A 15,467-nucleotide genomic window follows, 5' to 3' on the forward strand; every position below is an offset into this window, starting at 1 on the left:
CCCAAGGAACCTGCGCGGCCACGCAGCGCATCGACAGGAGAGACCCTCGTGCCGAAGTCACGTATCCGCAAGAAGGCCGACTACACGCCGCCGCCGTCGAAGCAGGCGCAGGCCATCAAGCTCACCAACCGCGCCTGGGTCGCGCCCGTCATGCTGGCCATGTTCCTCATCGGACTGGCCTGGATCGTCGTCTTCTACGTGACGGACGGCTCGCTGCCGGTCGAGGGCCTGGACAACTGGAACATCGTGGTCGGCTTCGGCTTCATCGCGGCCGGGTTCGGCGTCTCCACGCAGTGGAAGTGACGGCGCACCGCAGCACCGGCGGGGGTACCCCGCACCGTCCCGCGCGGGTTCTCCCTTAGCACCCACCGGCTTCCTCCGCCAGCTCTGCCCAGGACTGTCCACCGAGTTATCCACAGGCCCGACGGCGTATCCACATCCCCCTGGGGAAAAGACTACGATCTGTGGATAACTCATGGAGGGTTGACGCCGGTACGACTGCGCGGCACTCCTCCGAACACTCTTTCGCCCCCTGCTTCACCTGCGAAAACGCAGATGAGACGCAGGGGGCGCCGTCGTCCGCCCACAGCATGCGCAAGAGCCGGCACATTCTGTGGACAACCGATCGCTCTCAGGTCAGCTGAACGGTTCTGAGCACCGCCAGGAGCACCGACACCGCCAGGACCAGGGCGCAGGTGCCGTACTGGACCAGCGTCCGCCGCTTCCGTGGCGCGTGCACCATGGCGTAGCCCGTGATCACACCCGCGACCAGTCCGCCGATGTGCGCCTGCCAGGCGATGTTGCTGGCGCCGAAGGTGAACACCAGGTTGATCGCCAGCAGCACCATCACCGGGCGCATGTCGTAGTCCAGGCGCCTCATGAGGACCGCGGTGGCACCGAACAGCCCGAAGATCGCGCCCGAGGCGCCGAGCGAGCCCTGCGACGGGGAGGCGATCAGATACGTCAGCGCGCCGCCGGCCAGTCCGGAGACGAAGTAGACGGTGAGGTACCGGGCCCGGCCGAGCGCGGCCTCCAGGGGTCCGCCGATCCACCACAGGCTGAGCATGTTGAAGCCGATGTGCCAGAACTCCTGGTGGGCGAACATCGACGTCACGAAGCGGTACCACTCGCCTCCGGCGACCCCCGAGGCCGGCGCGAACGGCTGCGGCGGCCAGGCCCCGTACAGCACCAGGTGCTGCAGCAGCGAGGAGTCCGCCCGCACCGCGATGAACACCGCGAGGTTGATCCCGATCAGGATCTTGGTGACCAGCCGGGTGTCCCCGACGACGGTGGCGCCCGCCACGGTCCGCGGGGCGACCGCCCGCGCCCGGCCCTCCCCGCCGCGCACGCAGTCGGGGCACTGGAAGCCCACCGCCGCGCTGATCATGCACTCGGGGCAGATCGGCCGGTCACAGCGGGTACAGCGCACGCCCGTCTCGCGGTCCGGGTGGCGGTAGCACACCGGGACGGGCTGGGCGTCCGGTGTCTGCTGCTCCATGTCTGGTCACCTCGGTGGTCGGGTCGGCCGGCGGCGTCCGGAGGTCCGGCGGTCCGGCTGGGGCGTGCTGCGAACGTGGCGTCGTCCGCCCTCAGGGCGGGGACTTTCGCAACACGCCCTGGAAGGGCGGGGCGGCCCGAGAAGGCCCCGCTCATCCTTACGGACGAGCGGGGCCAATGGTTCCCGTGGGGTAGCGAACCCGGCCGGACGGGCCGGGGTCCGGCAGCCCGGCCGGGTCCGGTGTGCGACCAGGTCCGGTGTGCGACCGGACCACCGGGTCCGGTGTCCGGCCGGACTCCGGTCCGGCCGGCGGTCCCGGACCGGCCTCAGCCCTCGCGCTGCTCGACCACGACCGACTCGATGACCACGTCGTTCACCGGGCGGTCGGTGCGCGGGTTGGTCTGCACCGCGGCGATGGCGTCCACGACCTTCTGGCCGGCCTTGTCCGAGACCTCACCGAAGATGGTGTGCTTGCGGTTCAGCCACGCGGTCGGGGAGACCGTGATGAAGAACTGCGAGCCGTTGGTCCCCGGGCCGGCGTTGGCCATGGCGAGCAGGTACGGCTTGTCGAAGCGCAGGTCCGGGTGGAACTCGTCCCCGAACTGGTAGCCCGGACCGCCCGTGCCGTTGCCCAGCGGGTCGCCGCCCTGGATCATGAAGCCGCTGATGACGCGGTGGAAGACCGTGCCGTCGTAGAGCTTCTCGGTGGACTTCGCGCCGGTGGCCGGGTTGACCCACTCGCGCTCGCCCCGGGCAAGCTCGACGAAGTTCCTGACCGTCTCGGGCGCCTGGTCCGGGAACAGCTGGACCACGATGTCGCCGTGGTTGGTCTTCAGGGTGGCGTAGAGCTTCTCGGCCACGATCTGCCTTCCGTTGTCTTCGTGTGACCCCCCGATCCTCGCACGCCCGGCGCCCCGCGTCGTCCGGCACCGCTGTTCCGCAGCGCGGCGCGGCAATCCGTGGCATGGTCGACGACAGGCTGCTGTTGCACTGTTCTCGTCCGCTCCGGGGTCGATCAGATCCGTCGGAACCCATATGCCCGCCCTCGCGTGCCGCCCGGCGCACCAGCAGGCATGATCCGTAAAAGGGTGGAAAGTCGAAATACCGTACGCCACCGAGGAGGAGGATCCCGTGACCCGCATCGACAGCGTGCGCGCCGCGACCGGCTCGGCGAGGGACAGCGTGCTGCACGCCGCGGAAGTGGTGGCGCCCTACGCCGACACGGCCAAGGAGAAGGCGGCACACTACGCACAGGAGGCGCGCGTCCGGCTCGCGCCGATGGTTTCACAGGCCGCCGAACAGGCACGCGCCCAGTACGAGTGCCATCTGGCGCCCCGTCTGGCGGAGGCGCGCACCCATGTGCCGCCCAAGGTCGACCAGGCTGCCCAGGAGGCCGCGACGCTGACCCGCGACGCCGCCCGCCAGGCCGCCGAGTACTCCCGGCAGGCCGCCGAGTACTCCCGGCCGAGGATCGAACAGGCCGTGGCCGCCGCGGGCCCGGCGAGGGACGAGGCGGCCGCACGCGGTGCCGCCGCGCTGGCCGCGCTGCGCGGCCAGGTCACCCCCGAGGAGATCCACCGGCTGGTCCGCCGCCACGAGCGGCGCGCCCGGGCCGGCCGCGCGGTGAAGGCCCTCGCCGTGGCGGGCGTTCTCGCGGGCGCGGCCTACGCCGTCTGGAAGTGGTGGGACAAGCAGGCCAACCCCGACTGGCTGGTCGAGCCCCCCGCCGCCACCGAGGTCTCCGAGGACGACTCCCTCACCTCCGTGGACGGCAGCGACGTCCTCGACCCGGAGGTCGCCGCCAAGGAGGCGGAGGAGCAAGGGGAAGAGCAGCGCTGACGGGCATGCCCACGTCCGGCGGGCGACCGGTGCCGCGCCGGGCAAGATCCGCCTGCCGCGGCACCGGTGCCGCGGCAGGCGACGTACACGGCAGGCGACGTACACGGCAGGCGACGTTCACGGCAGGCGACGTTCGCCCCGCCGCGACGCCCGGCACACACTCCCGCCGCAGCACCAGGCTGACCGCGGGAGGCGTGTGGTGAACGTCACCGAGGGTCGGCCGCAGACGCTGGCCGAGGAGTTCGAGCGCATCGCCGCCGCCGCCGAGCGCGAAGGCGTCCGGAGGGAGTTCATCCACGGCCGGCCGGGAGTCAAGGCGGTGCCGGACGGCGACGACGACGAGATCATCCGCCGGCTCGGACGACGGGCGTCCCGGGCCGGGACCGGCCCCACACTGCGTCGGACCGCCGCTCACCCGCAGGGCGGCCGGTACGGGACGTCCGGCAGGTGGCGGTGCCAGGAGCCCCGGCTGAGGGACGGGCGGACGCCGTCGCAGGCGTGGGCGACGGCCCGCTCGAAGTCGGTCGGCAGCAGGCGTACGGTTCCGTCGAAGACGCCGGTCAGCAGCGTGCTGCCGTCCGGGCTGTAGCGGACCCCCATCACGGCGGTGGTGTAGGCGGTGAGCACGGCCCGGTCACGGGGAGCACTCGGCGTGCCGACGTCCCAGATCCGCACCGACCGGTCGTCGCTCGCGGTGGCGAGCATGCGGCCGTCCGGGCTGAAGGCGAGCTGGCCGACGACGTCGCTGTGCCCGGTGATCCCCGCCACCCGTCGGGGCCGCGCCGGGTCGGTGACGTCCCACAGCCGCACCGCCTCCCGGCCGCCGCCCGCGGTGGCGAGCAGGCGGTCACGGGGGTGGAACTCCGCCCAGAAGACGTTCAGTTCATGGGCGTTCCAGGTGGCCCGCAACGCAGGCCGGCCGGGACCGCCGAGGTCCCACAGCCGGACCGCCCCGTCCTGGCCGGCCGTGGCCAGGAGGCGTCCGTCCCCGCTGAAGGCCACCGACCGGACCGTGTCCGTGTGCCCGCCGAGCACCGCCCGGCGCCGCGGCCGGGCGGCGTCCCCGATGTCCCAGAGGCGCACCGTGCCGTCCTGGTAGCCGCCGGCCAGCAGACGGCCGCCGGGGCTGAAGGCCACCGAGCGGACGCCGCCGCCCCGGCCGGTCAGGACCGACAGCGCCGCGGGGCTCGCCGGCCGGGCGACGTCCCACAGCCGTACCGTCCGGTCGGCGCCCGCCGTGGCGAGGATCCGCCGCCCGGGGCTCAGCGCGACGGCCTGCACGGCGTCCGTGTGCCCCGTCACCGTGCCCGCCCGCACGGGGTGCCGGGGATCGCGGACGTCCCACAGGCTGACGGTGTGGTCACGGCTCCCCACGGCCAGCAGCGTGCCGTCGTCGCTCACATCGAGCGTGTAGGCCTCCGCGCGGTGCGCCGCCCAGGTGGTCATGAGCGTACTGAGCAGGGCGTCGCGGGTGGTGCGCTGCGGTCTCAGCCGGTAGGCGGCGAGCGCGAGCTGGACGGCGAGCGCGGGGTCGGCCGGATACGTCCGGGCCGCCTCCGCGGCCGCGTTCAGCGCGACGGCGTCGTTGCGCTGCCGGGTGATCTCCCCGTTCGCCCGGACCGAGAGCACCGTGGCCACCGTGGCGAGCACCGTCATCACGCCCAGGGTGGCCAGGAGGACACGCAGCCGCCGGGTCCGGCGCACGGCGGACCGCAGCTCGGCCGCCTCCGCGGCGGTGCTCGACGCGAGGAAGGCCTGCTCGCGGGAGCTGAGCCCCACGTCGGCGGAGTCCGCCAGCCGGCGGGCCGCCTGGAGGCGCGCCCCCCGGTACAGGGCGCCGGGGTCCTCTCCGGCGGCCGCCCACACCTCGGCGGCCTCGGTCAGCCGGCGGTGTGCGCGGCGCTGGTCCCGGTCGGCCGAGAGCCACTCCCGCAGCCGGGGCCAGCTGCCGATCAGCGTTTCGTGGGTGATCTCTATCCGGTCCTCGTCGAGGCTGACCAGCCGGGCGGCGGCGGCCCGTTCCACCACGGCGACGGTGACGGGGTCCTCGTCCAGTTCCGCGCGGGTCATACGGCGCTTGGTGTCCTCCGTGCCCACCCCGGGAGCGGTCAGCCGCAGCAGGAGCCGGCGGGCCGCGTCGCGCTGCTCGGCGTCCAGGGCCGTGTAGAACGCCTCCGCGCTCTTGACCAGCGCGCCCTCGATGCCGCCGACGGCTTCGAGACCGGCGAGGGTGAGCAGGTTGCCGCGTCTGCGGTGCCAGGTCTCCAGCAGGGCGTGCGACAGCAGGGGCAGCACTCCGGTGCGGCCGTGCGCCTGCGCCGTGAGGGTCGCCAGCAGCGCGCCCTCCACGGTGAGCCCCGCCCGCTGGGCCGGTTTCACCACCGCCCGCCGCAGCTCGTCCAGGCTCATCGGCCCGAGCGGTACCTGCGCCTCACGCATCGCCTCCACCAGCACGGGGTTGCGGGTGCAGTGGGCGTAGAAGTCGGCTCGCACACCGAGAACCACCCGGCAGTCGCCGGACCGGTCCCCGGCCGCGGCCACCAGCGCCTCGATGAAACCGTCGCGCTCACGGTCGTCCTGACACAGGGTGAAGACCTCCTCGAACTGGTCGACGACCAGCACGACCGGGCCGGCAAACCCGCCGGGCCCGCCGGAGCGGGCGGTGATCTGCCGCACCACACGGCCCAGGTTCGCCGGGTCCTGCCGTAACTCCCCGTACAGCCCGCCCGGGGTGAGCCCCGCCAGCGCGCCCAGCTGTACCGCGCACTCCTCCAGCGGCCGGGGTCCGGGGGTCAGCGGCACCGGCGTCGCGGCCGGCCGCAGGCCCGTCACCAGGCCCGCCCGCAACAGCGAGGACTTGCCCGATCCGGAGGCCCCGAGCAGCACGATGAACCGCTGCCGTGCCAGCCGTCCGATCAGCTCCTCCACCACCTGCTCCCGGCCGAAGAACCACTGCGCGTCCTGCTCCCGGAACGGACGCAGGCCCGCGTACGGCGGGGGCGCCTCCGGCTCCTCCCCGCCGGGGCCGGACCGCTCCTCGCCGAGCCGCCCCGCCGTCTCCCGCCAGCGGCGTTCCCACTCCCGCAGGTCACCGTCGCAGGCACCGACGTACGCCAGCGTCACCGCCAGCGTCGGCAGCCGCAGACCGGACGCCGCCGAGGAGAGGGTCGAGATCGAGTAGTGGGCCCGCTTCGCGAGCTCCCGGTACGGCGGGCTGCCGGCCTTTCTCCGCAGTCGCCGCAGATCCGCCGCGAACTCCACGAGCGGACCGTCTCCCGGTCCGAGCGGCGTCTCCTTGCGCGGCACCGGCCCTCCTCCCCGTCTCCCCCGTCGTTCCCGCCTGCCGCGGCGTGCGCGGCGGACCTGATTTTTCAGGAGTTGTGTGTTCGGCACCAGGGGACCGAACGCGAACAACACCGGCGCCGGTAGTCCTGGAGCCGGACGACGACGCGCAGCGGCTGCCGAGGGGGACCATCCGTGTACTACTACTGCGAGCCGATCTCACCCGCCCGGCCCGGGCTTCCGGGGCGTCCCGGCTCGCCGCACCTGATCGTCAGGACGGAACTCGCGGGCCGGTTCGTGTCCCGCGAGGTCGAGACGGCGCTGCGGGCCGCCCGGTCGCTGGTGGTGCGGCACGGCAGGACCCACCCGCCCGGCGGGCCGCGGGCCCCGGTGGTCGTGGTCACCGACAGCCCGGCGACCGCCGGCCGGTCCGCCCCCGCGGCGGTGCTGGTGGCCCCGCCGTCCGTGACCGACGCCGAGCTGGGTGAGCTGGGACGGGCCGGCGTCGCCGGCGTCGTCCTGCGTCCCGCCCTGTCCTGGGAACTGGCCAACGCGATCGTCGTCGTCGGGGCCGGCGGCCGCTGGGTCAGCCCCGCCGTGGGCGCCCGGCTGCTGCGCCGGCTGCCCTCGGCCCCGTACGCGCCCCCGGCGTCCCTCACCGCGCGTGAACGCCAGGTTCTGGAGCACATCGCCCACGGCTCGGCGAACGCCGAGATCGCCGAGGACCTGACGATCAGCGTCCGCACCGTCAAGCACCACGTGACGAACCTGCTGATGAAGCTCGGGGCCCGGGACCGTGCGCACGCGGTGGCGCTGGCCCGGCGCGGCGGGGCCCGGCAGGGCGGCGGCGGGTGACGGTCCGCCCCGGCTCACTGCCGCAGCGCCACCACCGGCTGCACCCGCGTCGCCCGCCAGCCCGGCAGCAGCCCGGCCGCGAGTCCGGTCGCCGCCCCGCCGGCCGCGGCCAGCACCGCGGTCCGCACGTCGAGCACCGGCGTCCAGCCGTTCGCCAGGGCGACGGCCACCACGGTCACGACGCCGGCCGCGCTGCCGACGATGCCGCCGACCACCCCCAGCAGGGTCGTCTCGGTGAGCAGCTGGACGAAGACGTGGACCGGCCGGGCGCCCACCGCACGGCGCAGCCCGATCTCCGGGGCGCGGGCCGCGACCCCGGCCGTCGCCGCCGTGGCGATGGAGAAGGTACCCACCGCGAGGGCGATCAGCGACGCGACGAGGACCAGGTCGGTGACGCCGCCCTCGACCTCGCGGCGCAGGGTGAGGGGGTCGGGCGGGGCGGCCGCCTCCAGCCGGTCCGCGGCCTCCGGCAGCAGCGCGAGCGGGGCCTGGCCGCCGACGGTCCGGGCCGCGCCGGGGCGCACCCGGACGAGGACGTCGCGCTCGGGCGGCGCGGCCGGGGAGCCGCCGGCCAGGCCCTGGGCCGTACGGAAGGGCATGACCACCGAGGCCAGGGTGGCCGGCTCCCGGGCCACGTCGTCGAACACGCCCAGCACGGTGTGGGGACGGTCGTCGATGAAGACGGCGACACCGACGCGGTCGATCTCCAGCTCCCGAGCGAGGCCGGCCGGGAGCAGCACGACGGGCGCGCCGGACCGGTCGTGGAACCCGTCGAAGGCGCGGCCGCGCACCAGACGGGGCCCGATCACGGCGAGGGCGCCGGCGTCCACCCCGGCGATCCTCGCCCGGGTGGCGGACTTCCCGGCGGACAGCGTGCGGGTGAGCGGCCGTTCGGGCAGGATCAGCCGGGGCCCCGCGGCGTCCACCCCGTTCAGCCGCCGCAGCCGTTCCACCGCCGCCGGCCGCTGCCACGGCGGCACCGCCCCGGCGGCCGGACCGCCGGTGTCCCCGGCCTGGCGCACCACGACCTGGGTGGCGCGCGCGACGTCGAAGGAGTCGGAGACCTGGCGGGACAGGGTGGCGGAGAGCCCCATGGCGGCGACCAGCGCGGCGCAGCCCAGCACGACGCCGGCCGCGGTCAGCGCCGACCTCCCAGCCTGGGCCAGCAGGGAGAGGGCCGCTTCGGTGAGCAGGTCGCGCGCCCGCATCCGGGACCGTACCGGCCGGGCCGGATCACCGGACATCAGGCCTCCTCCCGTACGACACCGTCGTCGACGCGCAGCCGCCGGGTCCCCTGCCCGGCCACGTCCGGGTCGTGCGTGACGACCACGAGGGTCATGCCCGCACCGTGCAGCCGGCGCAGCAGCTCCAGGACGTTCCGCGTGTTGGCGCCGTCGAGGTTGCCCGTCGGCTCGTCGCAGAGCAGGAGGAGCGGGTCCCCGGCCACGGCGCGGGCCAGGGCGACCCGCTGGCGCTCCCCGCCGGAGAGGGTCCGCGGGTCGGCGTCGGCGCGGTGTGCCAGCCGGACCCGCTCGATCGCCTCCCGGGCCAGCACCCGCCGCCGCGCCGCCGGACGGCGGCCGTAGAGCATGCCGAGTTCCACGTTCTCCACCGCCGTGCGTCCGGGAACCAGGTGGAAGGCCTGGAAGACGAACCCGAACAGCTCGCCGCGCAGTGCGCCGCGTTCGGCCTCCGACAGTCCCGCGGTGTCCCGCCCGAGCACCCGGCAGGTCCCGGTGTCGGGCCGGTCGAGCAGTCCGATCAGGTTGAGCAGGGTGGACTTGCCGGACCCGGACGGCCCGGTGACGGTGACGTAGTCCCCGCGTGCGATGTCCAGGTCGGTCGGCCGGAGGGCGCGCACGACGTGCCCGTCGTCGTAGCTGCGGCCGGCCGATCTGAGGGACAGCACCGGGGTCACGGCCCGTCCCCCTCGTCCGCACCGGCCCTCCCCGCCGGACGGCCGACGACGACGCGCGTGCCCGCGTCCAGGCCGGGCCGCTTCGGCGTCACCTGGACCCAGCCTCCGGCGGACCGGCCGGTGTCGACCACCACGTCGGTGAGACGGTGGTCCCGGCCCTCCACCGTCACGAACGTGACCGTGTCGGGGCGCGCGTACACGGCGGCGACCGGAACGGCCAGCACCGGTCCGGTCTTCCGTGCGGGCTCGATGGTCACCAGGACGGTGCGGTCCTCACCGGGCGGCAGCGCGTCGCCGGTGAAGGCCAGGGTGACCGCGTAGCCGTCCGCCCCGGGCCGCTCGGCCACCTTGCGGACGACGGCCCGGGCGGCCGCGCCCCCGGTCTCGTCGGCGACCTCGGCGGTGGCGCCGGTCCGCACCAGCGCACGCTGCCTGCCGTCCACCGCGGCCCGCACCGTCACTGCGGCGGTGTCCAGTTCCAGCAGCACCGGGTCGGGGCCGCGCAGCACACTGCCGACGCGGACCCGTACGGCGGAGACGGTGCGGCCGGCCCGGTCGAGGGCCACGACGTCGGTCCTGCGCAGCCCCGCGGTCCCGTCCCGACGCGCCGGCCGGTAGCCCCGGGCCCGGTAGAAGCCCTCCACCGCCCGTCCGGTCGCCGCGTCGAACACTCCGGTCACCCGGACGCCGGTGCCGAGCCGCCGCAGCGCCGTCTGCACCGCTTCGACGTCCGGGCCCCGCAGGCCGCCGCCCAGGTCGCGGTAGAGCGGGAAGGGCAGGACGAGACCGAACAGCGGCGCGCCGGACACCTCGGCGAGGACCGCGCCCTCCTTCAGCGGTGTCCCGGCCCGCACGGCGACACGGGTGACGACGGCCGTGTCGCCGCTCAGCCCCGCCGGTGCGGTGACCTTCACCGAGGTGCCCGGCCGGACCGTGCCGCGGGCGATGACCGGCTCGGACAGCACCCGGCGTTCGGCGGCGACCGTGACCGGCGAGGAGGCGGGCGGGGCGGCGTCCGCGACCGCCTGCGCGGGTGACCGTACCGAGGGCCCGACCAGGATCCCGACGGTCAGGGCCAGGGTCGCGACGAGGACGGCCGCGGCGACCGACAGGACCGCGCGGCGACGCCTGGCCGCCAGGGCCGGCCCGCTCACCGCCCGGCCAGCTTCGCCGCCGCCTTCGCCAGTTCCTCGACCCGCGGCCGCAGTCCGGCGATCTCGGAGCCGTGTGCGGCGACGGCCTTCCGCAGGATCCGGACCCGCTGGGCGGCGCTCTTCTCCCCGAACCCGGTCCGGCGCGCGCACCGGGCGGACGCGACGGCCAGCCGCGACTCCTCGGCCGTCGGTACATAGCGCCGCCCGGGTACGGCCGGGAGGACCTCGACGGTTCCGGGAACGCGTTGCGGCCGCGGGGGTTCGGTGCCCTCGTAGCGGCCGGCGGGCCGGCCGATCCCGAAGCTGTCGAGCGTCCGGGCGCCGGGGATCCGCTGGCCGAAGCCCATGTCCTCGACGCAGGCGAGCAGGGGCCGCACGGCCGCGGCGGTGACCGCGGCCTCCTCGGGGGACTTCAGCAGGGCGTCGCGTTCGTCGGCGACGTCGTTGTAGAGCCGGTAGCTCTGGTTCTGGACCTCGGAGAACCCGGGCCCGAGCCTGCGGCCCGCGGCGTCCCGGCACTTCTCGAACTGTTTGTCGAAGTCCCGGTCGTGGCTGAGCACTCCGGCGCCTGCGGGGCGTTCGTGCTCGCCGAACCCGAGCAGTCTCGCCTGTGCGTCGGTGCGGGTGGCGAACAGCGGCGGCCGGACGTTCATGTCGGTGAACGGCTTGGACCGCCGGGCCGGTTCGGTCCGCTTGAGCTGGGGGTAGCCGCGCCGGTCCATGCAGTCGGCGGTGAGCCGGTTCCTGACGTGTTCGATCAGCTCGATGTCGTCGGCCCGGAAGATCTCGTCGGCGACCCTGTCCGTGGGGACAGCGGTCAGGTCGGGAGCCTGGGCGGCCTCGGCCGCGCACGCGGAGAGCACCGCCGCGACCACCACGGCCCCGAGGGCCGCTCCCGTACGTCGTTCTCGCATCGGCGTCTCCCTGGGTGCCGGGCGGGACCGGTCCGGCCCGCCCGGCGACCGGATCCGGTCCCGTGGGGGGTGGTGAAGGGGCGTGCCGCGAAGGTCCCGTCGGGCCGCGGTGCCCGGCACGGCGCCCGGCCGCGTCGCCGGGGGCGGTCCGCGTACCGGGCGTACGCGGCCCGCCCCGGGCCCTGCGGCGCACCGCGCCGGACGCCCGCGGGGCCCCGCCCGCGGGCGGACGACGGTGCTTCCGCGGCACGCCTCAGCAGAGTCGTTCGTGCCGGTCGTTGCGGTTGTTGACGTCGCCGAGGTGGTACCGGACGCCGTTGTTCGGGAACTCCCGCCAGGTCCACACCCCGCCGGAGAGATTGCCGACCCGGATCCGGCACTCGGTGTCACGGTTGGTGACCTGCAGCGCGTTGTCCTGCACCGGCCGGTCCGAGACCCGGTAGGTGCCCTGGTTGGCGTACATGAAGTTGTTGCCGCCGTGGTTGGCCGTGTACCAGAACTGCTTCTGGTACACCGTGCCGCCGTCGTACCAGAAGCAGATCTCGCCCCGGGCGCAGCCGGCCTTGTTGTCCCCGTTGTCGGCGCTCGCCGCGCCCGGGGTGGCCAGCACGCCCGACGCCGCCAGCGCGACCGCGGCCCCGGCGGCCGGGAGCCATTTCCTCAAACCCACCGTTACCTCCCTGTTCGGCTGCGCCCTGGTGCGGACGCAACGCGGTCGACGATAGGAAGGCGGCCCGACGGCCACATCGGACCTGGGTACAGGTCACGGCCCGGCCCGCCGGGGACACGGGTGACAGGGCACGGGCCGGCCGGGGGCACGGGTGACACGGCCCGGCCCGCCGGGGACGCGCCGCCGGCCGCGGGCCGCACGTCCGCCGGGGCGGACGTCTGTGCGGACATCGGGGCGGACGCCGGGGCGGACGCCGGGGCGGACGGGTGCTGACGGATGTCTGAATTGCAAAATTTCGCAAGTCCATACATGCTGAGGTTGCTGTGCCCGCTCCACCGGTAGCCGCGGGCGCAGCGCAACCGTGTCCGTCCGCACGGACGGGAGTGCCGAGAGGGGAAGTCGAGGGGTCGTGTCCGTTCCGCTGCGCCAGGTCAGGACCGAGTGCGTCCGGCTGCTCGGGGATCCCGCACGCATCCGGGTGCCGGACCCGCTCCGGGAGCTGCTCCGGCACCGGCGGCGGCCGGCGCGGGACCTGCCGGGGGCCGCCGAGACGGAGCCGGCCGGGCTGTCCCGGCAGTCCGCGGTGGTGCCCCGGTCCGGTGTCCCGGCCTCGCGGCGGCAAGGCTCCGCGGTCGCCCGCCGGCCGGCCGGCGGCGGCGTCCGCGGCCTGCCGCGGGCCGCTCACCGGTCCGTCACCGGGAAGCCCGCGGGGCAGGCCGGCCCCCGGGCGGCCGAGACCGCCGCGCGATGATCGCGGGAATCAGCCGGGCGGCAGCAGCCCGCCTCACCGCGCTCCTGCCCGCCCGCGCCGACCTCGCGCAGATGCGGCGCTCCCCCCGGCGGGATCTGCTGGCCGGCCTGACCGTGGCGATCGTGGCCCTTCCCCTCGCGCTCGGGTTCGGGGTCTCCTCCGGGCTGGGTGCCGAGGCGGGCCTGGCGACCGCCGTGGTCGCGGGCGCCCTGGCCGCCGTGTTCGGCGGGTCCGGCGTCCAGGTGTCCGGGCCGACCGGTGCCATGACCGTGGTGCTGGTGCCCATCGTCGCCCGGTACGGACCGGGCGCGGTGCTGACCGTCGGGCTGATGGCCGGCGTGATGCTGGTCGCGCTGGCCGCGCTCAGAGCAGGCAGGTACATGAAGTACGTACCCGCGCCGGTGGTCGAGGGCTTCACCCTGGGCATCGCCTGTGTGATCGGTCTGCAGCAGATCCCGAACGCCCTCGGCGTGCCCAGGCCGGAAGGCGACCGCGTGCTGCCCGTCGCCTGGCGGGCCGTCGAGGAGTTCGCCCGGCATCCGAACTGGACGGCCGTCGGCTGCGCCGCGGCGGTGGCCGCGGTCATGCTGGCCGGCGCCCGCTGGCGGCCGGCCGTGCCGTTCTCCATCGTCGCGGTCGTCGCGGCCACGGCCGTCGTCCGGATCGCGGGCCTGGACGCGGCGCCGATCGGCGACCTCCCGGCCGGGCTCCCCGCCCCCTCGCTGGGCTTTCTGGACGCGGGCTCGCTCGGCACCCTGCTGGCGCCGGCCGCGGCGGTGGCGGCGCTCGCGGCCCTGGAGTCGCTGCTGTCCGCCTCGGTGGCGGACGGCATGACGGTGGGCCAGCAGCACGACCCCGACCGCGAGCTGTTCGGCCAGGGCCTGGCCAACATCGCGGCCCCGCTGTTCGGCGGCGTGCCCGCGACCGGCGCGATCGCCCGTACCGCGGTCAACGTCCGCACCGGCGCCGGGTCCCGGCTGGCCGCCCTCACCCACGCCGCCGTCCTCGCCGTGATCGTCTTCGCGGCGGCGCCCGTGGTCTCGAAGATCCCGCTCGCCGCCCTCGCCGGCGTGCTCCTGGCGACCGCGATCCGCATGGTCGAGGTCGGCTCGCTCCGGGCGATGGCCGGGGCGTCCCGCTCGGACGCGCTGATCCTGGTGCTCACCGCCGTCGCGACGCTGGCCCTGGACCTGGTGTACGCGGTGATCATCGGCCTCGCCGTGGCGGGCGCTCTCGCCCTGCGAGCCGTGGCCGGACAGGCCCGCCTGGAGGAGGTGCCCCTCGACCGCGGTGACCACAGCGCGGAGGAGCACGCGCTGCTCGCCGAGCACATCGTCGCCTACCGCATCGACGGGCCGCTGTTCTTCGCCGCCGCGCACCGCTTCCTGCTGGAACTGACCGAGGTCGCCGACGTCCGGGTCGTCATCCTGCGCATGTCCCGGGTGTCGACGCTGGACGCCACCGGTGCGCTGGTCCTCAAGGACGTCGTGGAGAAGCTGGCCCGGCGCGGCATCCTCGTCCTCGCCTCCGGGATACGTCCCGGCCAGCGCCGGGTCCTCGACTCCGTCGGCGCGCTGGAGGCGCTGCGGCACGAGGGCCGGGACCACGCCACCACACCGCAGGCGATCCGGGCCGCCCGCGACCACCTCGCGCGGGAGGGAGTCCTGCCCGCGGGCACCGCCCGGCAGACGCGGACCACCGTGCCGGAGCAGGCCGAGGGCCCCGAGACGAGTGAGGAGCCCGTGCGATGAAACGTCCCCCCGCCACCCTGCGCATGGCCGAAATGTCCGGCGCGGAGGCACTGTGGCTGGTGGAGGGCAGCAGCCTGGGCCGCCTGGTGTATCCCCTGCGCGGGCAGACCGTCGTACGGCCCGCCCGGCATGTCCGGGAGTACGGACACCTGATCGTCCGGGCCCCCGTCCGGGCGGCCTCCGTACCCGGGGAGGTCGCGTACCAGGTGGACGAGATCCGGGTGGCGGCGGGCACCGGCTGGACGGTGACGGTGTCCGGCCCCGCCACGGTGATCGCCGACCCCGACGAGGCGGCCCACCACCGGCGTACGCTCACCGGCTGGGCGCACGGCCCCCACGACACGGTGCTGCGGCTGCACCCGAAGAGGGTCAGCGGCTTCCGCCTGTCCGGGGCGGAGGCCTGATGTCCCCCCGACTGGAAGCGCTCCCCCACCGGCACGTGCTCACCGTGCCGGCCACGCCTGCCGCCGTGCGCATGGCCCGCGAGACGGCCGAGCTGGCGCTGGTGGAGTGGGGCATCGGTCTGCGCCATCCCGCCGTGGACCCGGCTCTGCTGATCCTCGGCGAACTGGTGACCAACAGCGTGCGGCACGCCGCCGTCCGCTCCCCGCAGCTGACCGTCGTCTACGCGGCGGGCCCGGACTGTCTGGCCTTCGCCGTGCACGACCGCCACCCCCACCAGCCCCCGCTGTACGGCGCGTTCGGCGGCGGGACCGGCGGGCTGGCCACCGTCATGGAGCTGACCCTGGGCAGGGGCGGCAGCGCCGTCGTCCGCCCGGACGCCGACGGACGGGGCAAGAGCATCTGGATCACCCTCCCCCTGTGAAACCGACCG

At 75.2% G+C, this 15,467-nt stretch carries 14 protein-coding genes; 6 read left to right on the top strand and 8 right to left on the bottom strand.

Annotation, left to right across the window (positions count from 1 at the left end; all coding sequences use genetic code 11):
* The first annotated feature begins 48 nt into the window (after positions 1-48).
* Positions 49-303 carry a cell division protein CrgA gene (gene crgA / locus AC5K6T_RS22805; RefSeq protein WP_493211710.1) on the top strand — a complete coding sequence of 85 codons (255 nt, stop codon included), beginning with the start codon at positions 49-51 and terminating at the stop codon, positions 301-303.
* 328 nt (positions 304-631) lie between these two features.
* On the opposite strand, the gene AC5K6T_RS22810 is transcribed toward crgA, so the two are convergent.
* Both AC5K6T_RS22810 and AC5K6T_RS22815 read right to left on the bottom strand, forming a co-directional pair.
* Positions 632-1,498 (bottom strand): rhomboid family intramembrane serine protease, encoded by an 867-nt coding sequence (locus tag AC5K6T_RS22810; protein ID WP_493211712.1) that lies wholly within the window; start codon positions 1,496-1,498, stop codon positions 632-634.
* A gap of 326 nt (positions 1,499-1,824) precedes the next feature.
* Positions 1,825-2,358 carry a peptidylprolyl isomerase gene (locus AC5K6T_RS22815; RefSeq protein ID WP_493211713.1) on the bottom strand — a complete coding sequence of 178 codons (534 nt, stop codon included), beginning with the start codon at positions 2,356-2,358 and terminating at the stop codon, positions 1,825-1,827.
* 271 nt (positions 2,359-2,629) lie between these two features.
* Here AC5K6T_RS22815 and AC5K6T_RS22820 point away from each other — a divergent pair, with 271 nt between their 5' ends.
* Complete coding sequence (locus AC5K6T_RS22820) at positions 2,630-3,337, top strand: DUF5324 family protein (RefSeq protein ID WP_493211715.1); 708 nt, start codon at positions 2,630-2,632, stop codon at positions 3,335-3,337.
* 411 nt (positions 3,338-3,748) lie between these two features.
* Here AC5K6T_RS22820 and AC5K6T_RS22825 read toward each other — a convergent pair whose 3' ends face one another.
* A complete protein-coding gene (locus AC5K6T_RS22825) occupies positions 3,749-6,643 on the bottom strand; it encodes an nSTAND1 domain-containing NTPase (RefSeq protein WP_493211717.1) in 2,895 nt (964 codons plus the stop codon).
* Positions 6,644-6,814: 171 nt separating this feature from the next.
* Between AC5K6T_RS22825 and AC5K6T_RS22830 the strand changes: the two genes are divergently transcribed.
* Positions 6,815-7,474, top strand: a complete 660-nt coding sequence (locus AC5K6T_RS22830; protein ID WP_493211718.1) for a response regulator transcription factor — start codon at positions 6,815-6,817, stop codon at positions 7,472-7,474.
* A gap of 14 nt (positions 7,475-7,488) precedes the next feature.
* On the opposite strand, the gene AC5K6T_RS22835 is transcribed toward AC5K6T_RS22830, so the two are convergent.
* The 5 genes from AC5K6T_RS22835 to AC5K6T_RS22855 all read right to left on the bottom strand — a co-directional run bounded on the left by AC5K6T_RS22835 (position 7,489) and on the right by AC5K6T_RS22855 (position 12,130).
* Positions 7,489-8,718 (bottom strand): ABC transporter permease, encoded by a 1,230-nt coding sequence (locus AC5K6T_RS22835; protein ID WP_493211720.1) that lies wholly within the window; start codon positions 8,716-8,718, stop codon positions 7,489-7,491.
* Positions 8,718-9,392 carry an ABC transporter ATP-binding protein gene (locus AC5K6T_RS22840; RefSeq protein WP_493211722.1) on the bottom strand — a complete coding sequence of 225 codons (675 nt, stop codon included), beginning with the start codon at positions 9,390-9,392 and terminating at the stop codon, positions 8,718-8,720. The genes AC5K6T_RS22835 and AC5K6T_RS22840 overlap by 1 nt, the downstream gene beginning before the upstream one ends.
* Complete coding sequence (locus AC5K6T_RS22845) at positions 9,389-10,546, bottom strand: peptidoglycan-binding protein (RefSeq protein ID WP_493211724.1); 1,158 nt, start codon at positions 10,544-10,546, stop codon at positions 9,389-9,391. Before AC5K6T_RS22845 ends, AC5K6T_RS22840 begins: the two co-directional genes overlap by 4 nt.
* The gene (locus AC5K6T_RS22850; RefSeq protein ID WP_493211726.1) at positions 10,543-11,460 is read right to left on the bottom strand and encodes a hypothetical protein; all 918 of its coding nucleotides are present in this window, start codon (positions 11,458-11,460) and stop codon (positions 10,543-10,545) included. Before AC5K6T_RS22850 ends, AC5K6T_RS22845 begins: the two co-directional genes overlap by 4 nt.
* Positions 11,461-11,713: 253 nt before the next feature.
* Complete coding sequence (locus AC5K6T_RS22855) at positions 11,714-12,130, bottom strand: hypothetical protein (protein ID WP_493211727.1); 417 nt, start codon at positions 12,128-12,130, stop codon at positions 11,714-11,716.
* 747 nt (positions 12,131-12,877) lie between these two features.
* Between AC5K6T_RS22855 and AC5K6T_RS22860 the strand changes: the two genes are divergently transcribed.
* The 3 genes from AC5K6T_RS22860 to AC5K6T_RS22870 are packed head-to-tail and all read left to right on the top strand — an operon-like array spanning position 12,878 to position 15,458.
* The gene (locus AC5K6T_RS22860) at positions 12,878-14,632 is read left to right on the top strand and encodes a SulP family inorganic anion transporter (RefSeq protein WP_493211728.1); all 1,755 of its coding nucleotides are present in this window, start codon (positions 12,878-12,880) and stop codon (positions 14,630-14,632) included.
* The gene (locus tag AC5K6T_RS22865) at positions 14,629-15,036 is read left to right on the top strand and encodes a pyridoxamine 5'-phosphate oxidase family protein (protein ID WP_493211729.1); all 408 of its coding nucleotides are present in this window, start codon (positions 14,629-14,631) and stop codon (positions 15,034-15,036) included. The genes AC5K6T_RS22860 and AC5K6T_RS22865 overlap by 4 nt, the downstream gene beginning before the upstream one ends.
* Entirely contained in the window at positions 15,036-15,458 is a 423-nt protein-coding gene (locus AC5K6T_RS22870; RefSeq protein WP_493211731.1) for an ATP-binding protein, read from the top strand. The genes AC5K6T_RS22865 and AC5K6T_RS22870 overlap by 1 nt, the downstream gene beginning before the upstream one ends.
* The last annotated feature ends 9 nt before the right edge of the window (positions 15,459-15,467 follow it).

It is taken from the genome of Streptomyces sp. B8-7 (assembly GCF_058833805.1).